Source organism: Uliginosibacterium sp. H1 (assembly GCF_036017065.1).
Lineage (GTDB): Bacteria > Pseudomonadota > Gammaproteobacteria > Burkholderiales > Rhodocyclaceae > Uliginosibacterium.
This window is the reverse complement of sequence record NZ_JAYXHR010000002.1, coordinates 1,192,881-1,215,156: the sequence shown is the minus strand read 5'-3', so window position 1 is coordinate 1,215,156 and position 22,276 is coordinate 1,192,881. Positions and strand designations below refer to the sequence as shown.

Here is a 22,276-nt window from a genome sequence, read left to right as displayed (position 1 = left end):
GCAGGAGATCGACATGGGACTCGCCGGCATCCTCATCGCCCTCGGCCTGCTGATCTGGCTGGCCTACCGCGGTTGGAGCGTCTTGCTGCTGGCGCCACTGGCCGCGCTGATCGCCGCCGGCCTGTCCGGCCAGCCGCTGCTGGCGCACTGGACGCTGACCTTCATGCAGGGCGCGGCCGGTTTCGTCGCGCAGTTCTTCCCGCTGTTCCTGCTCGGTGCGCTGTTCGGCAAGCTGATGGACGACAGCGGTTCGGTGCAGGCCATCGCACGCACGATGACGGAGAAGCTCGGCACGCGTCGCGCAATCCTCGCGGTGGTGCTCGCCGGCGGCCTCGTCACCTATGGCGGCGTCAGCCTGTTCGTCGCTTTCTTCGTGCTGGCGCCGATGGCGCAGGCCTTGTTCCGCGCCGCCGACATTCCCGCGCGGTTGATGCCGGCGGCCATCGCGCTGGGCACCACCACCTTCACCATGTCCGCGCTGCCGGGCACGCCAGCGATCCAGAACGCCATCCCGATGCCTTTCTTCGGCACCACGCCCTTCGCTGCGCCGGGCCTCGGCATCATCTCTGCCGGCGTGATGTTCGGCTTCGGCATGTGGTGGCTGCAGTGGCGCGCGGCCTCGGCGCGACGCAGCCACGAAGGCTACGGTGGCGCCATTGCGCGCACGCCACAGGAAGTCGCCGACGACCCGCTGCTGCGCGAGCGCATCACCACCGCGCGCGAGTTCGATCCCGGCGAGATCGACGGCGGGGCACGCTGCAGCGATCCACCCTCCTTCGGCATCGCCGTGCTGCCGCTGGGGGTGGTGGTCGGCGTCAACCTGCTGATGAGCTTCGTCGTACTGCCGCGCCTGGACACGAGTTATCTCGCCACGCCGGCCTGGGGCAACACCAGCATGGCCGCGGTGGGCGGGGTATGGTCGGTTATCGTCGCCCTGCTGGCCGCCATCGCCGTGCTGGTGGTGCTGAACCACAGCCGCATCACGGCCCTGCGCGAGAGCATGGACGCCGGCGCCAACGCGGCGGTGCTGCCGGTAATGTCGGTCGCCAGCCTGGTCGGCTTCGGTGCAGTCGTCGCGGCGCTGCCGGCCTTCGCCACGGTGCGCGAATGGGTGCTGGGCATCGACGGCGGGCCACTGGTGTCGCTGGCGGTGGCCACCAACATCCTCGCCGCACTGACCGGCTCGGCCAGCGGCGGCCTGTCCATCGCGCTGGATGCACTGGGCAGCACCTACATGCAGATCGCGCACAGCACGGGCATCGACCCCGGCCTGATGCACCGCGTGGCGGTGATCGGCGCCGGCACGCTGGACAGCCTGCCGCACAACGGCGCGGTGGTGACGCTGCTGGCGGTATGCGGCTGCACGCACAAGGACAGCTACTTCGACATCGTGATGGCGGCAGTGGTGAGTGCGATCCTCGCGCTGGCGACCGTCATCGTGCTGGGCACGCTGCTCGGGTCGTTCTGAGCTCCACTCAGACGTAGTCGAACACCTGCGCGCCGGGAAAGGCCGCCAGTCCGGCATTGGCGACGATGCGGTCCTGCTCGCCCGTGCCCGAGCCAGCCGCGATGCCACCGATGACCTGGCCGTCCACGATGACAGGCAGGCCACCCTTGAGGTGGGTCTTGCGCCCACGCGTGGCGAGCGCCAGCTTGGTGCCGAGTTCGTGATCCATCTCGCCCGTCGGCTTGCGGTCGGATGCCGCGGTCATCGCCTTGCTGAGCGTCGACTCCATGGACAACACCTTGGCGCCGTCCATGCGCAGGTAGGCCAGCAGGTTGCAGCCGTCGTCCACCACCGCGATGCATTGCGGCGTGTTCATCTCCAGCGCCTTGGCAACAGCAGCGTTCAACAGCAGCAAGGCACCCTCGTGGGTCAGCTTGAGACGGGGGACAGTGATCGTCATGGCGATTCCTCGGTTTCGGCGATTGACTGGTTGAGCAGGTCGGTGACCAGCATCCTGCCAGGCGCGTGAGTGATGAAGTCGGTCTGCAGGGCCTGCAGTGCGCACACCGCAGTGAGGCCGCAGCCCCAGTACAGCGCTTGCTCACCCGGCAACGGTAGCAGCACCTCGCCGAAGTCTGGCGCCTGCAGGTCGGTGATGCCCAGCACGGCAGGGTCGCCCTCGTGGATGGGCGCGCCATGCACACGCGGAAAGCGGGCAGTCACGGCGCGTGCGCGGCTGAGGTCGGTGAGCCGGAAGGGCCGCATGGAGACCACCAGTGCCCCCTGCATCCGCCCGAAGCTACGCGCCGGGACGTTGGTACGGAACAGGGGCCCCTGGATGCCGAGCTCGACATGACGCAGGCGCACGCCGGCTTCGCGCAACGCGTCCTCCATCGAGAACCAGCAGCCGATGGCCACGCCGACCAGGTCGTCCTGCCACAGGTCCCGCACATCGCGTCGCGCCTCGCTGAAGCGACCACCGCGATACACGTGGTAGCCCGGCAGGTCGCGTCGCAGGTCGATGTCCTCACCGAGCTCGGGCAACGCGGCATCACCCGGCTGGCCGACGGCGAGCACCGGACAGGCCGCCGCGTTGGCGGCGCAGAAGCCGAGGAAGTCATGCGCGTGTCGCTGTGGCAGCAGCACCAGGTTCGCCTGCACGAAGCCCGGCGCGCAACCGGTGGTGAGCCCGTCGTGCGCGCCGCTGCGAACGGCCTGGCGAAAGCGTTGAGCATCGCTCACAACGCCCTCATGCGTCATACGCTGCGGATGATGCCGCCATCACAACGGACCATGCTGCCGGTGACGTAGCTCGCGCGCTCGCTGGCGATGAAGGCCGCGACTGCGGCGAACTCCTCCACCTTGCCGTAGCGCTGCAGCGGGATGATGCCGGTGGAGCGACGCCGCGCCTCCTCGACGCTGATGCCCTCCCGCTCCGCCACCGCCTCGTCGGTCAGGCGCACGCGCTCGGTGTCGATGCGGCCGGGCACCAGCACGTTGACGGTCACGCCATCGGCCGCGACCTCGCTCGACAGCGTCTTCGACCAGCCCAGCAAGGCGCCGCGCAGGCTGTTGGAAATACCCAGCACCGGAATGGGCTGCACCACGCCAGAGGAAACCACCGTCAGCACGCGGCCCCAGCGGCGCTCACGCATGCCCGGCAGCACCGCATCGGTCAGCGCGATGACCGACATCACCATCTGCTCGAAGCTGTCACGCCATGCCGTCGTGCCACGGTTGCTGGCGCCGCCGTACTCCGGACCACCGGTGTTGTTCACCAGGATGTCGATGGGACCGAAGGCTTGTGTGACGTGTTCGACGAATGCCGCCAGTCCGTCCGGCTCGCCGAGATCCAGCGCGAAACCGGCCGCCTTGCCGGGCCCGAGGGCACACAACTCCGCGCTGGCCGCCTGCAGACGCTGTGCATCGCGTGCCGCGATTGCCACGTCCACGCCTTCCTGCACGAGTGCCCGGGCAATGCCGAGGCCGATGCCGCGGTTGCCGCCGAGCACCAGCGCCCGCTTTCCTGCAATGCCTAGATCCATGCTGCCTCCGCAGACCTGTCCTGGATATCGCGCGCGCTGCTGCGACGTGCGATGAATTCACCGTAGCCCGGCCGGCCCAGCAGCTCGCCGTCCTGGCACACCAGTTCGCCACGCACCATGACCGTGACCGGCCAGCCCTGCAGCGTGCGCCCTTCGTAGGGCGTGAAGTCCACGTTGTGGTGGAGCATCTCGTTGCGGATCGTGACCTGCCTGTGCGGATCCCAGATGGTGATGTCGGCATCCGCCCCCACCGCGATCGTACCCTTGCGCGGATACATGCCGTACAGCTTGGCCGCGTTGGCAGAGTTGAGCGCGACGAAGCGGCACAGGTCGATGCGACCGGCCATGAAGCCTTCGGAGAACAGCAGCGGTGCGCGCGTCTCCAGGCCGGGAATGCCGTTGGCAACTTTCCGGAACGGCGCGTCGGGGCCATGGCGCAGCTTGCCGTTCTCGTCGAAGCGGTAAGGTGCGTGGTCGGAGGAGAAGATGTCGAAGAGGCCATCCTCGATGCCGCGCCACACCACCTCCTGGTTACCCTTGTCGCGCGGCGGCGGGCTGCACACGCACTTGGCACCGTGGAAGCCCGGCTGGTCGAGATCGTCCTCCGACAGGAACAGGTACTGCGGGCAGGTCTCCGCGAAGATCGGCACGCCGCGCTCGCGGCCGCGACGGATTTCCGTGATGGCCTCGCCACCCGACACATGCACGATCAGCAGGCGCGCGCTGACCACCTCGGACAGCGCAATCGCGCGATGGGTGGCCTCGCGCTCCACCGCCTGCGGACGGGAAGTCGCGTGGTAACGCGGTGCCGTCTTGCCGGCCGCCTCCAGCTTTTCCGTCAGCCAGCTGATGCACTCGAAGTTCTCGGCATGGATCATCGCCAGCGCACCGTGCTCGCGGGTCACGTCCAGCACGTCGAGGATCTGGCGGTCGGAGATCCGCATCGCCTCGTAGGTCATGTACACCTTGACCGAGGTGTAGCCGCCGGCGATGAGCTGCGGCAGTTCTTCGCGCAGCACCTTCTCGCTCGGGTCGGACACGATGAGGTGGAAGGCGTAGTCGCAGTAGGCCTTGCCTGCGGCGCGCCGGTGATAGTCCTCGACCGCCGCGACAACCGACTGGCCGCGGTGCTGGACCGCGAAGGGCACGATGGTGGTGGTACCGCCGAAGATCGCGGAGCGCGAACCGGACAGGAAATCGTCGGCCATCACCGATCCCGCCGCGGCGAGGCCTTCGGCCTTCGGCTGGTCGAGATGGCAATGCGCGTCGATGCCACCGGGCAGCACATACATGCCGGTGGCGTCGATCTCGCGCGTAGCACCGCGCAAGCCTTCGCCGAGCGCGACGATGCGCCCGCCACGGATGCCGACGTCGCTGCGGAACACGTCGGCAGCGGTGGCCACCGTGCCGTTGCGGATGATGGTGTCGAACACGGGTGTGGCGGTGCTCATGACATCATCCCCCCGTCGCGCTGCGCCCAGCGGGTCATGCGGTTCTCGATGAACGCGAAGATGGCGTACATCATGATGCCCATCAGCGAGATGATGGTGAGGCCGGCGAACACCAGCGCGGTATCGAAGTTGGCGGTGGCCGCCATCATCAGGTAGCCGATGCCGTCACGCCCCGCCACCGTCTCCGCGATGATCGCGCCGACGAAGGCCAGCGTCACCGATACCTTCAGCGACGCGAAGAAATACGGCAGCGTGCGCGGCAGGCCCACCTTGCGCAGGATGTCGCTGCGCGACGCGCCCAGGGCGCGCAGCACGTCCAGCAGTTCCGGCTCCACGTTGGCGAGACCGGCCGACACATTCACCGCGATCGGGAAGAAGGACACGAGGAAGGCGGTGAGGATCGCCGGCACTGTGCCGGCGCCGAACCAGATGACGAACAGCGGCACCACCGCCACCTTCGGAATGCTGTTGAAACCGATCAGCACCGGGTACATGCCGCGGTAGATGAAGCGCGACGAGCCGATCGCCACGCCCAGCGCACCACCCAGCACCACCGCGATGGCAAAGCCGCACAGCGTGGCCAGCAGCGTGAAGGCGGCGTTCTGCAGGATCGGCAGCGCCCACTTCTGGATCGACGCGCCAACCGCCACCGGGCTGGGCAGCACGAAGGCGGGCAGATCGAGCGCCATGCAGGCGAACTGCCACAGCAGGACCATGCTGCCGATGAACAGCCACGGCAGCAGGGCTTCCTGCTGCCGCGTGCTCAGCCCCTTCCTTGCTCCGCCGGTGGCGTCGGTTGCGGCCTTGGTTGCGACATCAGCTGCCACGGGCGGATGTCCGGGCGGGTGTGTCTGGCTGGTGGTGGGCATGTCAGGGCAGCTTGCGGATGTCGGCCGGCGGCAGGAAGGCGCTGCTGAACACCTCGTCCAGCTTCGGCTTCACGGGCAGGGCGAAGGCCTTGGTCAGCGTGTCGATGGCCTTGTTCATGCGGTCCGTGCGCACGCCACCCATGCCGTCGGCGCGCGACTCGGCGGTGACGATCTGGTTCTTGATCAGCCACTCCAGCTTGGCCATCTCCAGCTTCTCGTCGACCAGGGCCGATTTGCCCTTCAGCGCGGCGATGGCGGCACCGGGGTTGGCAATCGCGTCGCGCCATCCTTTCGCCGTGGCTGCCACGAAGCCTTTCACCGCAGCCGGGTTGCTGTCGAGCATCTTCTTCGACACGACGATGCCGTTGCCGTAGATGTCCAGGCCGATGTCCGCGTAGTAGAGGAACTTGATGTCCTCCGGCTTGATGCCCTGGCGTACGAAGCTGAAGTACATGGTGGAGTCGAAACCCAGCACGGCATCGACGTCGCCCTTGAGCAGCATGACCTCGCGCAGGCGCAGGTCACCGTACTCCCACTTCACCGTCTCCGGCTTCACGCCCGCCAGTTCCGCGTAGGCAGGGAAGAGCTTGAAGGCGCCATCGGTCAACGCGCCGCCCAGCTTGCGGCCGTTGAGGTCCGCGGGCTTGTTGATGCCTGTCTTCGCGAAGCTGGCCACCGACAGCGGTGAGCGGTAGTACAGCATGTACACCGCCTTGCCCGCCGCGCTCGGGTTCTTGGCGTTGAACTCCATCAGTACGTTGATATCGCCGAAGCCGAAGTCGTAGGCCCCGCTGCCGATACGCGTGGCGACCTCGCCCGAGCCACCCGATGGGTCGAACTGCACATCCAGCCCCTCGGCCGCGTAGTAACCCCTCTGCTGCGCCAGGAAGAACGCTGCATTGGAACCGTCGAACGGCGCGTTCAGCGTGACCTTCACCGGCGTGGCCGCCGCGCTCGTGCCGATGGCCAGCACGCTTCCTGCTATGAGGGCAGCGATGCGCCCGACCCATCCTCCTACCCATCCTGTTACTGCGTTCATGCCAATCTCCCTGCGGTGTAAGTGACCGACCCTTCATAGCAACCGGCATGCCACGCCATCGTGAATATTGCGCAGAACAGATAAACTGATTTGCGCGACATTCATCTTATAAATTGCGCGCAATTCCAGAGGACTTCAGCCATGCCACGTCGGCCCGCCGGAAAGACGGACAGCCCGCCCAGCCAGGGCGACATCTACGAGCAGATCGTCGACGCGCTGGTGGACCAGCGCATCCTGCCCGGCACGCGTCTCAACGAGCTCGCCCTGTGCGGAGTATTCAAGGTGTCGCGCCGCGAGATGGAGAAGGTGCTGTTGCGGCTCAGCTTCAATGGCCTGGTGACCCTGATCCCGAATCGCGGAGCCTTCGTCGCCAGTTCCGACGCGAACGAGGCACGCGCGATCCTGTCGGCGCGCAAGACGGTGGAGGCCGGCATCGTGGAGGCGGTAGCGCTGCGTGCCAGCGGCGCGGACTTCAAGCGGCTGGAGCAGAACATCGCGCGCGAGGACGAATGCCGGCATGCCGGCCGCATCCGCGAGGCGATCAAGCACTCCGGCGAGTTCCACATCCTGCTGGCGGAAATCACCGGCAACCCGATCCTCTGCGACCTGATGAAGCAGCTGGTGGCGCGCACCTCGCTGGTGGTCAGCCTGTACGAGAACCCCAACGGATTGTCATGCTGGCATGGTGACCACGCGACCCTGCTGAAGCACCTGCGGGCGCACAAGGCGCGCCCGGCGATGAGCCTCATGCAGCGCCACCTGGACCATCTGGAAGAGAGCCTGGTTTTCACCCCGCAGGCCGACACCAGTACCGATTTGCGCACAATTTTCCGGCGCGGCGAGCGCTAGCCCGGCGCACCGGACAGACCACCGATGATGCCCGCGCGCGGTGCAGAGCCGCCTGTGACGGATCGCATGGCACTCATTCGGTGCCAGACAAGGGCACACCGATCCGCTGTGTCATGATCCCTGCCATCCGACAATTCCTGGGCGGAGCTTCCGATGCTCGATCTCATCCTCCGTAACGCCACACTGCCCGACGGCCGCAGCGGCATCGACATCGGTATCGCCGGCGGAAAGATCGCCGCCATCGGCCCGGCACTCGCCGCACAGGCGGGCGAGACGGTGGACGCCGGCGGCCTGCTGGTGAGTCCGCCGTTCGTGGATGCGCATTTCCACATGGACTCCACGCTGAGCTACGGCCTGCCGCGTGTGAACCAGTCCGGCACCTTGCTGGAAGGCATCGCGCTGTGGGGCGAACTGAAGCCGCAACTCACGCAGGAGGCCATCGTAGAGCGCGCCCTGGCCTACTGCGACTGGGCGGTGGCGAAGGGCCTGCTGGCGATCCGCTCACACGTCGACATCTGCGACCCGCGCCTGCTGGCGGTGGAAGCGCTGCTGCACGTGAAGCAGAAGGTGAAGCCTTACCTGGACCTGCAGCTCGTCGCCTTTCCGCAGGACGGCGTGCTGCGCAGCCCGGGCGCGCTGGACAATTTGTGCCGTGCGCTCGACATGGGCGTGGACGTCATCGGTGGCATTCCGCACTTCGAACGCACGATGAACGACGGAGCCGAGTCGGTACGCATCCTGTGCGAACTGGCCGCTGAGCGTGGCCTGCGTGTGGACATGCATTGCGACGAGAGCGACGACCCGCTGTCACGCCACATCGAGACGCTGGCGTACCACGCGCAGCGCCTCGGCCTGCATGGCCGCGTCGCCGGCTCGCATCTCACGTCTATGCACTCGATGGACAACTACTACGTGTCCAAACTCATCCCGCTGATGCGCGAGGCCGGCGTCGCGGCCATCGCCAATCCGCTGATCAACATCACGCTGCAGGGCCGTCACGACACCTACCCCAAGCGTCGCGGCATGACCCGCGTGCCGGAGCTGCTCGCCGCCGGCGTGCCGGTCGCCTTCGGCCACGACTGCGTGATGGACCCGTGGTACCCGATGGGCAGCGGCGACATGCTGGAGGTGTCGCACATGGGGCTGCACGTGGGCCAGATGACCGGCCAGGACGCGATGCGCCAGTGCTTCCACGCGGTGACCGCAACGCCCGCGAAGATCCTCGGCCTGGAAGGCTACGGGCTGGATGTCGGCTGCAATGCCGACCTGGTGCTGCTGCAGGCCCGCAACCCGGTGGAAGCGATCCGCCTGCGCGCGACGCGGCTCAAGGTGTGGCGCACGGGCAGGCTGGTGGCGAGCACGCCGGCGGCGACGGCAACGCTCGACCTGCCGGGGCGTCCGGACAGGACGAGCTTCATGACCTGAGCCCCGCAGACTTGCCGCCGGCTCAGTCCACGCGGCAGGGATTCATCACGACCGCCGCACCGTTGCGGTAGCACACGGTCTGCCCCGGATACTTGATGTCCGGAGTCAGCAGACCGGTGGGCTGGGAGAAGGCGAAGATCGTCATCTCGCCATGCAGGAATCCGTTGCGGCTGAAGCTGCGCGCGGCGGGGCGCAGGCCGTCGTACTCCAGGTTCTCGCTGCGACCGTTGCCCTGCGGCACACTGAAGATCGTGCGGGTGTGCTCGAAGAACCTGCTCACGTCCGCCTTCTCGCCAAGGAAGAAGGTGATCGTCAGCGCCTGCGGGGCCAGTCCCGGATTCGCATGGCGGTAGGTCAGGTTGATCCATTCGTGGCGCGTGCCGGGCGGGTTGGTCGAGCCCGCGTCGGGCCGGCCCGCAAAGCGGCTGAGGGCACCGCTCCGGCGCGTGACCTGCCGGACGAGGCCCTCGGCCTCGCCGGCCACCATGTTCGCGTCAACGCGCACCAGGCGCGGTTCGACGCTCGAGTACACCTCTGTGTCGGTGACCAGCAGGCCGGACGCCCAGAAACTGAGCGGGCCGCTCAACCTGCCCTGCTCGCACTGCGCCTGCACCAGCCACAGCTTCACGTCCCGCAGGTACTCCACGTAGCGCTTGAGCTGCAGCGGCTTGATGCGCTCACGCCACTCGTGCTGCTCTTCGGGCGTGCGCTCCTCGGGGTCGAGCAGGCCGGCGAGCTTGCGCATCGCGAAGGCTGCGGACTCGCAGGGCAATGGCTGGGCCTGCGCCGGCGGGCGGAAGCTGGCGCCATCGTCGGCCAGGTAGGCCTGGACCTCGGCGCGCGCCTGCGGCAACCAGACGGCCAGCGTCGGCTCGCTCGTCGCGGGCATCTCCACCTTCGGGCGGCTGGCGGGCCGCAAGGTCGGCGGGCAGTCGGGGCAGCCTTCGATGGGCGAGATGCCGTTGCGCGCGCGTGCGCTGGCCAGCATCTGGTCCACCTCGGCGTCGATGCGTGCGCGTTCCTGTGCGCGCTCGCGGCGCGCGGCCTCGGCTTTCTCGATAGCCAGGCGCGCGGCTTCGACCTGTTCGCGCTGGCGACGCGCCTCCTCGATGCGACGCCCTTCCTCGGTCAGGGTCGGCGGGCCCAGTTCCACGTCGATACGTCGCGCGGTGCCACCGCCCATGCGCAGGCTTTTCTCGAAGCTGCGCACCTGCGTGCTGCCCAGCTTCTTGACGACGCGCAGCTCGATGGTGCCGGCGGGCGTGCTGAAGTCCAGCGGGCACTCACCCTTGAACTCGCCGTTGACGATGACCTCGGCATCCATGGCATCGCCCTCGCAAGCAATGCGCAGGGTGGCGCGCTCGCCGGTGGTAGTGGTACGCGCCGGGGCCTGCTGGGCCTGTGCGGCGCCCAGGCATAGCAGTGCCGCGCAGAATGACGACGCGATCCGTGCAATCAGCGTCATGGGCAGTGGCAGGAGGTTTGTCATGGAGTCGATCGGGAGATGCCTCGTGGGGCCTGGTGGCGGCCCGACGCAGCAGGGATTGCAGGTCTCAATGACCCAGTCTCTTCAGGTTCGCGCGCGCCTTTGCGTTGCCGTAGGCGGCGGCCTTGCTGTACCACTCCAGCGCCAATGCCGGATTCTTCGCCACGCCGGGGCCGCCGTCTTCATAGACGGCGCCGATGTTGTTCATGGCATCCGAGTTGCCTTTCGCGGCAGCCTTCCGGTACCACTCCAGTGCCTGCGCGCTGCTTTTGGCCAGCCCGCCTTCACCGTTGCTGTTCATGATGCCAATGTTGAGCATGGCGTGTGAGTCGCCCAGGTCTGCCGCCTTGCGGAACCAATCCAGCGCAGTGGCTTTGCCGCCAGCGCCCTGCGCGGCCGCGCCGAGGGCCTGCAGCGGGTGGCCGGAATTCGGCGCGGGCGTGCTGTCGGCGCCCACCGAGCCGGTGTAGTACATGAAGCCGATCTCCAGCATCGCCCTGGGCTCGCCTTGTGCCGCCGCCTTGACAAACCATTCCATCGCCATGCGGCTGTCCCTGGACAGGCCGTTGGTGCCGTTCTGGTAGGACAGGCCGATGTTGCTCATGGCGCGTCCCTCGCCGAGTTCGGCAGCCCTGCGATACCAGTCCATCGCCAGGCGCCCGTCCTTCGCCAACCCCAGGCCGCCGTTTTCGTACAGCCAGCCCAGGTAGTTCATCGCTCGCGGGAAGCCGAGGTCGATGGCCTGATGGACCAGCACCAGCGCCTGCGCCGGTGTTTCGCGCCCACTGCGCTGGCCGGACGCCACCAGGTCGGCGATGAAGAGCATCGCGCGCGGCTCACCGGCGGCGGCAGCTTTTTCGCGCCACGACAGCGACAGGGCCGGATCCTTCGGCAGACCCCCTGCGCCCTCTTCATAAAGCGCTCCCAGGCCGTTCATGCCACGGCCATTGCCGGCGTGGGCAGCCTGTTCGAAGAGCGCACGCGCCCGCACTTCGTCCTGCGCAACACCTTCGCCATTCGAATACAGCGCCCCCAGTCCTGCAATCGCACCGGCATGGCCGCTGGCGGCTGCCTTCGTGTACCACTGCAGCGCCTGCGCGTAGTCGAACGGGTACCAGCGGATCTCGTAGGCCTCGCCCAGGCGGAACATGGCTTCGGCGTCGCCACCGGCCGCGGCCCGGGTCAACCAGTGGCGGGCCTGCTCGGGACTGGCCGCCACGCCTCGCCCTCGCGTGTAGCGATCCGCCAGTGCAAGCATGGCCTTGATGTCGCCGCGATCCGCGGCTTGCTGCTCAGCCTGCGCAGCCATCTGTTCGCGCCGCTGTGCCTCCTCCCGCGCCCGCAGGGCGTCGGCTTCGCGCTGGCGTGCGGCCGCGCTGGGCTGAGGCGGGCCGAGCACGATCTCGCGGCGCACCGCGGTGCCGGCGCCAATGCGCAGCTGCTGTTCGAAGACGCGCTCCTGGTCGGAGCTCACGGCCTTCACGGCGCGGATGGTGAGCACGCCTTCCGGCACCACGGCATCGAACGGGCACTCGCCGCGGAACTTGCCGTTGATGCTGACCTCCGCACCCTGGCTGTCATCGTCGCAGCTCAGGCGCAAGGTGGCGTTACCGGCGGACTGCGCGAAGGCGGCGGGAATGTCTATCAGCAGTGAACCGAGAGCGACAGGAAGAACCAGCACAAGCGCGCGGAGGTTTGCATTCGTCATGGGCATCGTTTGATCTGCAAGGAATGATTCAACTACGTCGGCAGCGGAACCGGTTTTCCCCGGTGCAGGAAGCGTTCAGCGCGTGACGCCGCCGGCAGAGGTAACCGGGCCGCTGTCGACAGGGCGCGGCTGCAGCGAGACGACCCGGTATTCGGTCTCCGCCCAGCAGCGCCAGACCGTCTTTGCACCGTACTGGCTTTCCTTGCACGAGGTCGGGCCGGTCTTCACCCATTCGTAGGACACGGCAGCGAGGATCAGGCCGCGATGGATCTTCAGCGGTTCTGTCTCGCCGCGGCGCGCCCGCTCGGCCAGCAGTGCGACTTCGGCGCGGGCGTCCGCCTCGGTGGCATGCAGGGGGTCGGAGTTGAGGCTGCCCGGCCACTGGAATACGTATCGCGGCGCTTCGGTGCGGGCGGCTGGTGCCGCATCCTGTGGCGGCGTAGCGGCAGCGTCGCGTCTGGCCGGGTCGGCGGGCTGCGCCGCCCGCGGTGCCGCAGCGTCGCGTTGTGTCGTGCCGGTCTGGGCTGGCGTGTCACGGGTCAGGGCGCCGGGCGGAATGCCGGCGAGCTGCAGGCCTCGGCGCAATGCTTCGTCGTTGGTGGCGCCGGCGCTGGCGGCGGTGGTGTACGGGCTGCTGGAGCCGGTGGAAGCCGTGGTACCGGGAGCGCTGCCGGTGCCGGTCGTGGGCGCCGCTGCGCTACGGGTCGGCGGCGTGCTGCGTGGCGTCTCGGTGACCGGCCGCTGCATGCCGGAGCGTGCAGCCGCGATGCGCTCCCGTTCCGCCGCGAAACGCTCCTGCTGCCGCTGGTTGGCGGCGCGCAGGTCGGCCTGCATCTGGGCGTAGCGCTGGTTGGCGGCCAGCTCGGCGCTGCGCTGGGCGGCGCGGTTCTGCTGGTAGGTCTGCAGGCCGTGCATGCCCGCGATGACGAAAGCCTCACCCAGGCTCGGCCCGGCATTCTGTTCGGCCTCGGCCTGGGCACGCTCCATGTCGCGCTGGGCCCGGGCTTCGGCCAGGGCGAGCTGGCGTTCCTGTTCGGCCAGCTCGTCCTCCTCGTCCTGGACGCGCTTGCGTTCGGCGGCGAGGGCCAGGGTGACGCGCTGGATGTCGTTGCGGTCCCTGGCGCTGTGGGCGTACTTGCGGGCCTGGCGCAACTCGGTCTCGGTGCAGCTGAAGTTGCGTGCGCGGGTGCAGCGGTCGGCCTTGCCGAGTGCCTCTTCCAGTTCCAGGCGGTCCAGCTGGTCGAGCTTCTCGCTCATCTCCAGCATGTCGTCGGCGCGGGCGGTGGGCAGGATGAGGAACAGGAGCGCGGCCAGCGCAGGGGCGATGCGCATGGGATGAAGAGAGGGCATGGAACGGATTCCCGGGTGCTGCATAGGCGGTGAGCTTACGTCGTCCTTCCTTGCGGCACGCTCCCGCCCACCGGGCCTGGCGTGACATCGGCAACACTCGTGTGCGCGTCTGGTGGCTATAACGGCGGTGCATGGTGAACATGAAGCGTGTGCAGGCATGTCCACGCCGGGCACGGCTTGAAGGACGATGCCGGGTCGGGACGCATGCCGTGCGATCCGGTGGCCGCGGGACGGCATCCGGTCCCGTGGCGGCCGGTTTCCGCCATCACCCGGCCGGGTGACGGGTATTCATTCCTTCGGGGCGGGGCGTGCTCCGGGGCACATGCCGTCGTTCTGGCGGTGCCGCCTCGGGCGGTGGATGGAATTTTCGCGCCCACCACGGCGCCCTGCGGTGCGACGGATCGAGTTGCGATACGCAGGCGGGCGCGGGGCGCGGTAGCAAGGTGCCGCTGCCCTCATGTCGAGGACGCGACGGGACGCCGGAGCCGCCGGTGCGGGCGCTACTCGCAGGCGGCTTCGCCCTGTGGCCAGGAGGCGTGGCTGCGGCCAGCCCTGCGCTTGTGCGACATCAAGTTTCACCTCCTCTGGCGGAACACGGGCGGCAGGGATCGATCCCACCTTCAGACCCGACGTTCTGACAAGAGGAGCCACTCATGCCCAGCATCAAACCCCTGATTGCCGCCGTTCTCGTTTCCACCGCCACGCTGGCGGCCGCCCAGCCCGGCGGTTTCACCGGCCCGGCTGCCAGTGCGCCGGCCGCCGCGACCCGCGGTGGCTTCGTCGGCCCGGCGGCCGCGGCCACGACGGTGGCGCAAGCCCAGAAGCTCGCCGATGACACCTGGGTGGTGCTGCACGGACGCATCACGCAAAGCCTGGGCAAGGAACGCTACGAGTTCCGCGACGCGACGGGCAGCATCACCCTGAAGATCGACGACAAGCGCTGGAGCGGCCTGACGGTGACGCCGCAGGACGAGTTGCGCATCGAAGGCGAGGTCGACAAGGACTGGCGGGAATTCGAGATCGACGTGAGGACGATCCAGAAGACCGCGGGCTGAACGCCAGCGACGTCCAGCAAACCCCGGCAAGGGCAGCGCCTGCTGCCCTTTTCATTTTCGTTCGCCCCGAACATACCCGCGCCGTCCGTCGGCCGCCGGGTCGATGGCCGTCCGCCGCCGCGCCGCCCGCCAGGCGCGATGACCGGCGCGGCCGCCCTGCCTGCACATCCCGTCCACTTCCCTCCGGCCCGCGTCACGCAAGGCGGAAAGCCCGATATGGCGGGTATTCCGGGCGCATTCCTGCGGATCCAAACAGACGTGCCGCTTGCTGACGAGGCCGTCCTGAATAGGTGCTTTCCCCAAGTTCGACCAAACAACAAACGTTAAAGACTGCACGCGTGGATTCGTCAAAAACGATTAATTTGCGATCCACGGCAGTACCCACAGTTGGACGACACGGAACCGGGAGACCACAACAATGAAGAACCTGCAACTCAAGCAACTCGTCATCGCCTGCGCCACGACCCTTGCCGCGGGCGCCAGCATCGCCGGCCCGATCGGCTACGGCGCCAGCACCACCGGTGGCGGCAGCGCCACGGCGGTCAACGTCAGCTCGCTGTCGGCCGCGCAGGCTGCCATCGATTCCTACTCCGGCAGCGGCGGCCTGGTGCTGAACTACACCGGCAGCTTCAACTTCGCGACCATCACCGACGTGTGCGCCCAGTGGCAGAAGTCGGCGCAGACGCTGGAGATCAAGAACAAGGGCAACATCTCGATCATCGGTGCGCATGGCTCGTCGGCCAACTTCGGCATCAAGATCGTCGGCGCATCCAGCAACATCATCATCCGCAACATGACCATCGGCCTGCTGCAGGGCGGTGAGTCGGCCGACTCCATCTCGATGGAAGGCGTGTCCAGCGGTGTGCCGAAGAACATCTGGATCGACCACAACACCATCTTCGCCAAGAACATCGACTGCCCGGGAGCCGGCGACGCCAGCTTCGACGGCGGCATCGACATGAAGAAGGGTGTCACCAACGTCACCATCTCGTACAACTATGTGTACGACTACCAGAAGGTCAGCCTCAACGGCTTCAGCGACAGCGACACCGCGCACGACGCGATGCGCGCCACCTATCACCACAACCGCTTCGTGAACGTGAAGTCGCGCCTGCCGCTGCAGCGTCGTGGCGTGACCCACATCTACAACAACTACTTCGGCGATGTCGGCACCTCGGGCATCAACGTGCGCATGGGCGGCCAGTCGCTGATCGAGAACAACTACTTCGAGAACGTGAAGAACCCCGTGACCTCGCGTGACAGCGAAGCCATCGGTTACTGGGACCTGCGCAACAACTTCGCGACGGGCAGCATCACCTGGGACGTGCCGGAATCCACCAGCAAGCCCTACGTGAATGCGACCAACTGGACCACCTCGAAGGCCATGAGCGCCCCCGGCTACAGCTACGCGCTGGACGGTGCGGCCTGCGTGAAGGCCATCGTGGAAGCCACCGCGGGTGCGGGCAAGAACCTGGCCGAGTCGAGCGGCTCGTGCCCGGGTGGCGGCTCCAGCTCCGGTTCGTCGTCGTCGAGCAGCTCTTCGTCCGGTGCGGGCTCCTCGTCCGGCACGGGCTCTTCCAGCAGCTCCAGCTCGTCGTCGAGTTCTTCCAGCAGCAGTTCTTCTTCCAGCTCCTCGTCGAGCAGCTCCAGTTCCTCCAGCAGCTCTTCCAGCTCTTCGTCCGGCAGTGGTTCGTCCTCGTCGGGTGGCGGCATGGCGCCGGTGCTGAGCGGTACGGGTGACTACCCGACCGGCTTCTCCAAGTGCTCCGACGAAGGCGCAACCTGCTCGGTGAGCAAGGGCGGCGGCTGGGTGGCATTCGGTCGCAAGGGCAAGTGGACCGCACCGAAGTATGTCGGCGTCGGCAACAGCATCGCCTGCACCGTGGCCTCCTTCGGCAGCGACCCCGGTGGCTCGCCCAACAAGTGCGCCTACCAGAACTGAGTCGCTGAGCAGCACGTAGCACCCTGAACGGGAGCGTCCGGCAACGGACGCTCCCGTTTCCCGTTCACGGCCGCCTGCCCCAAGGTCGCCTTGCGGAGGCGACACCCGCCAACCACGCTGAACCGCATCGGGTCTCTCCCGCTTCCGGTACACCATCGTCATGGGCCTGGCAAAGTCTCCGCGCACGCACGCCTATGTGCGTCATCTATGCTCCCTGGGTGTGGCTGACGCCACGGTGATGCCAGACATCGTCGACGCCCTGCGCCAGATGGTGAACGCGGACTCCGGCAGCTTCTTCTGGGCCGGCGAGGATCACGACATCTCGGCCGTCTATGCACAAAAAGAGGAGGTGTATGCCAGCTACCCGGCCTACGCTGCCCTGCGGGCGAATGGCCACCTGAGGCGACTGCACGGTGACTTCAGCGACTGGATGCGGGGCGAGCGCCAGTTCCGCAACTCCGCCCACCTCGAACCGGCCTTTGCCGACAGCGCGTTCTACTGGGAGGTGATGAGGCCCTGTCGCTGCCGCCACGTCATCGTGTCGGTCGTCCATGACGGCCGGCGTGGCTGGGGCGCGGTGATGCTCACGCGTGGCCCCGGCCGCCCGGCCTTCAGCGATACGGAGCAGGCCCTGCTCGACAGCTTCCGCAGCCACCTGATGCATGCGCTGCGTCCGCCACAGCAGGTCGCCGGTGAATACGTGGACAGCGAGCAGGGTGCGGCGATGCTGGTGGACCGCCAGGGCCGCCTGCAGCAGTGCAGCCCGCTGGCGCAGCGCCTGCTGCGCTTCGCCCAGGACGACACGCTGCCCGCACGCGGGCCGGCCAGCCTGTTGCCCCTCCCGCTGCAGCCGCTGCTGGAACGCCTGCGACGCATCGGCAGTGGTGCGCCGGCCGCGGAAGCACGCATCGACATCAGCAACCGCTGGGGCCGCTTCGTGTGGCGTGGCTATCCCGTCATCGCGCCCGCCGATGGCGATGCAAGCCAGTTCATGCTGCACGTCCATCACCAGCAAGCGCGCCAGATCGTCGTGGCGCGCGGCGCCCACGAACTCGGGCTCAGCGCCCAGCAGCAGATCGTCGGCCTGCGCCTGGCCCACGGCATGACCCAGCGCGACATCGCCCGCAGCCTGAGCGTGAAGGAGAGCACCGTGATCGACCATGTGCGCCGCATCTACGAGCGGCTGGAAGTGCGTGACAGCGGCGCCCTGGCCAGCCGCCTGGCGGCCGCCGGCATGCAGGTGGGCGCGCTCTGAGACGGGCCTCGCGCGCAGCGTGCCCGCCGCGTCACCCATTAGCCGTATTGCATATTTTAAGACGATGTAGGAGAGAACCCACAGGCATTTCGGAGATCTTCAGGCGACCTCATGCCCCGGGCGGTGTTCAATGAACTGAAGGCCCGCTTCGATGAGCGCAGCAGGCCAACCGTTCGGAAGGAGCCGCTCATGGATAGCCTGCACCTCTTCGGCGAACGATCGCTGACCCTCGTCGCCGCCACGTTCGACAACCGCGATTCGGCACGCATGGCCGCCACCCTGGTACGCCAGCGCTGCCCGCTGGCAACCTGGCAGGTGGCCATCACCGGCCCCGGCGAACCGGCCTTGAGCCGCAAGCTGGAGCCGGAGGAAGCCGGCATCGCCCGCACCCTGCTGCGTACCCATGCCCTTCTCGGCCTGGTCGGCATGCTGGTCGGCCTGGCCGCCGGCATGTGGCTGGTGGCCTCGGGCTGGCCTGGGTCGCTGAGTGCGCCCCTGATCAGCACGCTGGTGATCGCCGCCTTCGGCATGCTCGCCGGCCTGATGCTCGGCGGCCTGCTGTCGCTGCGGCCGGACCACACCTTCGTCATCGACCGCGTGACGCACGCCAACCGCAGCGGCCGCTGGGCGGTGGTCATCCACCCGGAAGACACCGAGCAGACCCGCGCGAGCATGCGCACGTTGCGCATCGCCGGCGCCACGCCGATCCGTTCCTTCTGAAACGCGCCGCACCCACCACGGGGCTCTAGCCCTTGATCGACGAGAACCAAGGAGAACGCATCATGCAAATCTCGCAACTGCTGGGCAACATCAAATCCGCCATGGGCATCGCCGACCGCGACGACAGCGACCTGGATGCCGACATGAAGCGCGTGCTGGACGCACATGCCGATCTCGGCGCGAAGCCGCTGTCGCAACTGTCCGTGGAAGAGGCACGCACGCAGCCTTCGCTGGCCGACGCGGTGGACAAGATCCGCGCGCTGGACGCCGCCTTTGCCGTGCGTCCGCAACTGGAAGTCCGCGACTTCATGATCGCCGGCGCCAGCGGCTCCATCCCGGCGCGGCTGTACCAGCCGGCTGACGCGAAGGACGGCGCCGCACTGCCGGTCGTCGTCTATTTCCACGGCGGCGGTTTCGTGATCGCCGACCTCGAAACCTACGACGCGACGCCGCGGGCGATGGCCCATCTCGCCAACGCGATCGTCATTTCCGTCCACTACCGCCAGGCTCCGGAGCATCCGCTGCCTGCGGCGCACGACGACGCCTTCGCCGCTTGGCAGTGGGTGCTCGCTAATGCCACGCAACTGGGCGGCGATCCGGCCAACGTGGCGATCATGGGCGAGAGCGCCGGGGGCAACCTGGCCATCAACACCTCGATCCGCGCGCGCGATGCCGGCATCCAGATGCCGGTGCACCAGGTGCTGGTGTACCCCTTCGTGTCCACCGACATGGAGACGCCGTCCTACCATGAGCACCGCAACGCCAAGCCGCTCGACAAGGCCGGCATGCAGTGGTTTGCCGACAAGGTGGTGGCGGGCGAAGTGGGCAAGGACAGCCCCCTGCTGAATGTGGTGGATGCCGACCTGTCGCGCCTGCCCGCGGCCACGATCATCACCGCGCAGGTCGACCCCCTGCGCTCCGAAGGCGAGACGCTCGCGATCCGCCTGCAGGCCGAAAGCCCGCGCAGCGTACTGCGCAACTTCGACGGCGTGACCCACGAGTTCTTCGGCATGGGCGACGTGGTGAGCCGTGCCCGCGAAGCGCAGCAATTCGCGGCGGAACGCCTGAACGAAGCGTTCAAGCGCAATCTGCACTGACGGCGGCCAGCCTCGCGCTGGCTGTTGCAGGCAAGCCCGCGCCGCCCGGCTTCTGCCGGGGACGCGGGCTTCTTCACTTCAGTGGCATCACTGCAACAGGTTTGCCATGGACGCCAGCGCCGGCGTCTCCTTGATGCCCTGCACCACCATGTCCGCGACCGCCTCCGCCCCCGCCTGCTGGAAGTGCGTCGTGTCCGGGCTGGCGAGCGTACCGGTGGTCTGCGTGCGGTAGTACGGGTAGCGCGGGTCGGCCGGGTCCACCGCCAGCCAGTAGCCCTTCCAGTCGGCCGCATGCGCATTGGCGAAGACGATGGTCTTCGCCTCCAGGTCGATGAGCGGCACACCGCGGGCGTTCGCCGTGTCGCGGATGGTCTGGCTGTAGTCGCCGACGAAAGCGAAGCCGTTCGCGGCGTTCTGCCGCGTGACGTGGTTCGGCACCACCGGGCGCGTGTCGCTCCCCTGGTAGGCGGTGTTGCGATCTACGTTCCAGTAGCGTGTGGTCGGCGTCATCAGCAGGGGTGTCGCGCCGGCCATCCTCGCCAGCGTGACGTAGCGCTCCAGCGCGGTCTGGAACGACATGTCGGACGCACCCGCCGGGTGCTGGCGGTGGCCGCCGGCATCGTTCGGATAGCTGCACAGGTTGGCCACGTCGGCGGCCCCGCGCAGGGCCTTGCTGGCGTCGCAGTTCTGGTCGTTGTGGCCGTGGTTGATGATCACGTAGTCACCCGGCTTCATGAAGCGCGCCATCTGCCCATACCAGCCGCTGTTGTAGAAATCGCGCGATGCGCGGCCGGCGCGCGCGCCGTTGAGCACCTTCACCCTGCTGCCTGCCTTGAAGCGGCCTTCGAACACCTGGCCCCAGCCCATGCGCGGCAGGCGGCCCAGCTCGTAGGTGGCGGCGGTGGAATCCCCCACCACCAGCACCCGCACGCTGGCGTTGCGGATCTCCGCCAGCTCCCGCTGCGCGCGTGCGAAGTCGAGCGGCTCGTAGGCGCCGTTGCCCAGCAGGCCGACGATGGGCCGGAAGCTGATGTCGGTGAGCACGGCATGCGCCGACTCGCCGCTGTTGTTGTCGTAGTTGCGCGTGTGGTTGATGAGGTCCAGCACGGCGTCCACGCCGCGGCCATCCGCGTTCATCGGCGTGGATACCGGATCGAAGCCGGCGACCTCCGTCACGCCGGCCGCCGTCAGCGCGGCGGAGAAGCCGGCCCGCATCTCGGTGATGGCTGTCTGCAGCACGGCTGCGTCAACTGCAGGCGCCTTGCCGCTGTCCACCAGCTGCTGCGGGCCGATGTACTTCAGCGCCACGGCGATGTCCGAAGCAATCCGGTCGGTCAGCGGATTGACGTTGGCGACGTTGCTGCCTTCGCGCAATGTCACCACGTAGGCGGCCATGCAGGCCGCGCGGGGACGGTCGTTGTAGCGGCAGTTCGTGTTGCCGCCCGCAGGAATGCTGGAGACCAGCAGGGGCACGCGCAGGCCGTCGGCATTGACGGCGTAGCGCCCCGCGGCGTCGGTCGATGCCTGCCTGCGCACGCCCTGGCTGTCCACCACGGTGACCTGCGCCCCGGCCATCGCGGCGCCCTGCGCGACGACGCCACCCAGTGTGGTGTCCGCCGCGGCCTCACTGCCACCCCCACAGGCCGCCAGCGCGACCACCAGCGTCACGGCCTCGATCAGTCCGAAAAGGTACAGACCCTTCATGCGCATCTCCTCCTTGCTGTGTGCGCGGGCCTGCGGATGCAAACGGCATGCAGCATCGGGACAGCCGCGCGGGGCGTCACACGATGAACCAGTGCCGGAGCGATGTCCTGATGGGGATTGCTATTCGCCGGCGTGGGCGGGCGGTCATCACCGTTGCGACACGGCGATGCGATGCGGACGACGGCGCCCGGGGCTCAGACCGCCCTGCGCGGCTCCAGCGCCATGCGCACCGCGAGGGCACCCAGCACGCCGCCCATCACGTAGCGTTGCGTGGCCAGCCAGCGTGGTCGCTGCGTGAACCATGCGGCCAGCCGTGCGGCACCGAGTACCACCAGCATGTTCACGCCGAAGCTCAGGACGATCTGCGTGCAGCCGAGCACGATGCTCTGCGCGAACACCGGGCCGTGCGCGGGCGACACGAACTGCGGGAAGATCGACAGGTAGAACACTGCGATCTTCGGGTTCAGCAGATTGGTGAGGAAGCCCATCGCGAACAGGCGGCGCGTCGAATCGTGCGGCAGTTCGCGGGTCTCGAAGGGCGAGCGCGCACCGGGCTTCAGCGCCTGCCAGGCCAGCCACATCAGGTAGGCCGCGCCGGCCCAGCGCAGCACTTCGTAGGCGAAGGGGACGGCGAGGAACAGCGCCGTCATGCCCAGCGTGGCCGACAGCATGTGCACGATGAAGCCGGCTACCACGCCGAGCAGCGAGATGAAGCCCGCACGCCGCCCCTGGCACAGGGAACGCGACAGCAGGTACAGCATGTTCGGTCCCGGCGTCAGCGCGATCAGCAGCGCAGCGCCAGCGAACAGCAGCAGGTCGGCGAGGGGCACCATG

Annotated in this window: 19 protein-coding genes; 8 read left to right on the top strand and 11 right to left on the bottom strand. The window is 67.9% G+C overall.

Going from position 1 to position 22,276, the window contains the following annotated elements:
- Window positions 1–13: 13 nt before the first annotated feature.
- On the top strand, window positions 14–1,468 hold the full coding sequence (locus VVD47_RS15050; RefSeq protein WP_327604306.1) for a GntP family permease: 1,455 nt from the start codon (window positions 14–16) through the stop codon (window positions 1,466–1,468).
- Window positions 1,469–1,475: 7 nt separating this feature from the next.
- On the opposite strand, the gene VVD47_RS15045 is transcribed toward VVD47_RS15050, so the two are convergent.
- From VVD47_RS15045 to VVD47_RS15020, 6 genes are read right to left on the bottom strand one after another with little or no spacing between them, the layout of a single operon-like run.
- Window positions 1,476–1,907 (bottom strand): GlcG/HbpS family heme-binding protein, encoded by a 432-nt coding sequence (locus VVD47_RS15045; RefSeq protein ID WP_327604305.1) that lies wholly within the window; start codon window positions 1,905–1,907, stop codon window positions 1,476–1,478.
- The gene (locus VVD47_RS15040; RefSeq protein WP_327604304.1) at window positions 1,904–2,689 is read right to left on the bottom strand and encodes a D-glutamate cyclase family protein; all 786 of its coding nucleotides are present in this window, start codon (window positions 2,687–2,689) and stop codon (window positions 1,904–1,906) included. Before VVD47_RS15040 ends, VVD47_RS15045 begins: the two co-directional genes overlap by 4 nt.
- 14 nt (window positions 2,690–2,703) lie before the next feature.
- On the bottom strand, window positions 2,704–3,492 hold the full coding sequence (locus tag VVD47_RS15035) for an SDR family oxidoreductase (RefSeq protein ID WP_327604303.1): 789 nt from the start codon (window positions 3,490–3,492) through the stop codon (window positions 2,704–2,706).
- Window positions 3,483–4,943, bottom strand: a complete 1,461-nt coding sequence (gene hydA, locus VVD47_RS15030; protein ID WP_327604302.1) for a dihydropyrimidinase — start codon at window positions 4,941–4,943, stop codon at window positions 3,483–3,485. The genes VVD47_RS15035 and hydA overlap by 10 nt, the downstream gene beginning before the upstream one ends.
- Window positions 4,940–5,770, bottom strand: coding sequence for an ABC transporter permease (locus VVD47_RS15025; protein ID WP_327604301.1), 831 nt, complete (start codon window positions 5,768–5,770; stop codon window positions 4,940–4,942). Before VVD47_RS15025 ends, hydA begins: the two co-directional genes overlap by 4 nt.
- 43 nt (window positions 5,771–5,813) lie before the next feature.
- The gene (locus tag VVD47_RS15020) at window positions 5,814–6,851 is read right to left on the bottom strand and encodes an ABC transporter substrate-binding protein (RefSeq protein WP_327604300.1); all 1,038 of its coding nucleotides are present in this window, start codon (window positions 6,849–6,851) and stop codon (window positions 5,814–5,816) included.
- A 141-nt stretch (window positions 6,852–6,992) separates the two neighbouring features.
- Here VVD47_RS15020 and VVD47_RS15015 point away from each other — a divergent pair, with 141 nt between their 5' ends.
- Both VVD47_RS15015 and VVD47_RS15010 read left to right on the top strand, forming a co-directional pair.
- Window positions 6,993–7,700, top strand: a complete 708-nt coding sequence (locus VVD47_RS15015) for a GntR family transcriptional regulator (RefSeq protein WP_327604299.1) — start codon at window positions 6,993–6,995, stop codon at window positions 7,698–7,700.
- 153 nt (window positions 7,701–7,853) lie between these two features.
- Window positions 7,854–9,125 (top strand): amidohydrolase family protein, encoded by a 1,272-nt coding sequence (locus tag VVD47_RS15010; RefSeq protein ID WP_327604298.1) that lies wholly within the window; start codon window positions 7,854–7,856, stop codon window positions 9,123–9,125.
- A 22-nt stretch (window positions 9,126–9,147) separates the two neighbouring features.
- Here the strand turns inward: VVD47_RS15010 and VVD47_RS15005 are convergent, their stop codons facing one another.
- From VVD47_RS15005 to VVD47_RS14995, 3 genes are all read right to left on the bottom strand, one after another.
- Window positions 9,148–10,614 (bottom strand): hypothetical protein, encoded by a 1,467-nt coding sequence (locus VVD47_RS15005; protein WP_327604297.1) that lies wholly within the window; start codon window positions 10,612–10,614, stop codon window positions 9,148–9,150.
- A gap of 64 nt (window positions 10,615–10,678) precedes the next feature.
- Window positions 10,679–12,319 (bottom strand): tetratricopeptide repeat protein, encoded by a 1,641-nt coding sequence (locus VVD47_RS15000; RefSeq protein WP_327604296.1) that lies wholly within the window; start codon window positions 12,317–12,319, stop codon window positions 10,679–10,681.
- Window positions 12,320–12,394: 75 nt separating this feature from the next.
- Complete coding sequence (locus VVD47_RS14995; protein WP_327604295.1) at window positions 12,395–13,669, bottom strand: hypothetical protein; 1,275 nt, start codon at window positions 13,667–13,669, stop codon at window positions 12,395–12,397.
- Window positions 13,670–14,322: 653 nt separating this feature from the next.
- On the opposite strand from VVD47_RS14995, the gene VVD47_RS14990 reads away from it, so the two are divergent.
- From VVD47_RS14990 to VVD47_RS14970, 5 genes are all read left to right on the top strand, one after another.
- Window positions 14,323–14,724 carry a YgiW/YdeI family stress tolerance OB fold protein gene (locus VVD47_RS14990; protein WP_327604294.1) on the top strand — a complete coding sequence of 134 codons (402 nt, stop codon included), beginning with the start codon at window positions 14,323–14,325 and terminating at the stop codon, window positions 14,722–14,724.
- 418 nt (window positions 14,725–15,142) lie between these two features.
- Window positions 15,143–16,666, top strand: a complete 1,524-nt coding sequence (locus VVD47_RS14985) for a pectate lyase family protein (protein ID WP_327604293.1) — start codon at window positions 15,143–15,145, stop codon at window positions 16,664–16,666.
- Between the two features lie 238 nt (window positions 16,667–16,904).
- Complete coding sequence (locus tag VVD47_RS14980) at window positions 16,905–17,921, top strand: helix-turn-helix transcriptional regulator (RefSeq protein WP_327604292.1); 1,017 nt, start codon at window positions 16,905–16,907, stop codon at window positions 17,919–17,921.
- Between the two features lie 189 nt (window positions 17,922–18,110).
- Window positions 18,111–18,641: a hypothetical protein gene (locus tag VVD47_RS14975; RefSeq protein WP_327604291.1), complete on the top strand. Its 531-nt coding sequence runs from the start codon at window positions 18,111–18,113 to the stop codon at window positions 18,639–18,641.
- Between the two features lie 62 nt (window positions 18,642–18,703).
- Window positions 18,704–19,738 carry an alpha/beta hydrolase gene (locus VVD47_RS14970; RefSeq protein ID WP_327604290.1) on the top strand — a complete coding sequence of 345 codons (1,035 nt, stop codon included), beginning with the start codon at window positions 18,704–18,706 and terminating at the stop codon, window positions 19,736–19,738.
- A gap of 87 nt (window positions 19,739–19,825) precedes the next feature.
- On the opposite strand, the gene VVD47_RS14965 is transcribed toward VVD47_RS14970, so the two are convergent.
- Together VVD47_RS14965 and VVD47_RS14960 are read right to left on the bottom strand one after the other, a co-directional pair.
- A complete protein-coding gene (locus VVD47_RS14965; protein WP_327604289.1) occupies window positions 19,826–21,442 on the bottom strand; it encodes an SGNH/GDSL hydrolase family protein in 1,617 nt (538 codons plus the stop codon).
- A gap of 194 nt (window positions 21,443–21,636) precedes the next feature.
- Window positions 21,637–22,275 (bottom strand): LysE family translocator, encoded by a 639-nt coding sequence (locus tag VVD47_RS14960; RefSeq protein ID WP_327604288.1) that lies wholly within the window; start codon window positions 22,273–22,275, stop codon window positions 21,637–21,639.
- Between the last annotated feature and the right edge of the window lies 1 nt (window position 22,276).

Coding starts and splice junctions, on each gene's coding strand:
- VVD47_RS15050 (WP_327604306.1), top strand. CDS start 14: ATGGGACTCGCCGGCATCCTCATCGCCCTCGGCCTGCTGATCTGGCTG.
- VVD47_RS15045 (WP_327604305.1), bottom strand. CDS start 1,907: ATGACGATCACTGTCCCCCGTCTCAAGCTGACCCACGAGGGTGCCTTG.
- VVD47_RS15035 (WP_327604303.1), bottom strand. CDS start 3,492: ATGGATCTAGGCATTGCAGGAAAGCGGGCGCTGGTGCTCGGCGGCAAC.
- hydA (WP_327604302.1), bottom strand. CDS start 4,943: ATGAGCACCGCCACACCCGTGTTCGACACCATCATCCGCAACGGCACG.
- VVD47_RS15020 (WP_327604300.1), bottom strand. CDS start 6,851: ATGAACGCAGTAACAGGATGGGTAGGAGGATGGGTCGGGCGCATCGCT.
- VVD47_RS15015 (WP_327604299.1), top strand. CDS start 6,993: ATGCCACGTCGGCCCGCCGGAAAGACGGACAGCCCGCCCAGCCAGGGC.
- VVD47_RS15010 (WP_327604298.1), top strand. CDS start 7,854: ATGCTCGATCTCATCCTCCGTAACGCCACACTGCCCGACGGCCGCAGC.
- VVD47_RS15005 (WP_327604297.1), bottom strand. CDS start 10,614: ATGACAAACCTCCTGCCACTGCCCATGACGCTGATTGCACGGATCGCG.
- VVD47_RS15000 (WP_327604296.1), bottom strand. CDS start 12,319: ATGACGAATGCAAACCTCCGCGCGCTTGTGCTGGTTCTTCCTGTCGCT.
- VVD47_RS14995 (WP_327604295.1), bottom strand. CDS start 13,669: ATGCCCTCTCTTCATCCCATGCGCATCGCCCCTGCGCTGGCCGCGCTC.
- VVD47_RS14990 (WP_327604294.1), top strand. CDS start 14,323: ATGCCCAGCATCAAACCCCTGATTGCCGCCGTTCTCGTTTCCACCGCC.
- VVD47_RS14985 (WP_327604293.1), top strand. CDS start 15,143: ATGAAGAACCTGCAACTCAAGCAACTCGTCATCGCCTGCGCCACGACC.
- VVD47_RS14980 (WP_327604292.1), top strand. CDS start 16,905: ATGCCAGACATCGTCGACGCCCTGCGCCAGATGGTGAACGCGGACTCC.
- VVD47_RS14975 (WP_327604291.1), top strand. CDS start 18,111: ATGGATAGCCTGCACCTCTTCGGCGAACGATCGCTGACCCTCGTCGCC.
- VVD47_RS14970 (WP_327604290.1), top strand. CDS start 18,704: ATGCAAATCTCGCAACTGCTGGGCAACATCAAATCCGCCATGGGCATC.
- VVD47_RS14965 (WP_327604289.1), bottom strand. CDS start 21,442: ATGAAGGGTCTGTACCTTTTCGGACTGATCGAGGCCGTGACGCTGGTG.
- VVD47_RS14960 (WP_327604288.1), bottom strand. CDS start 22,275: ATGGTGCCCCTCGCCGACCTGCTGCTGTTCGCTGGCGCTGCGCTGCTG.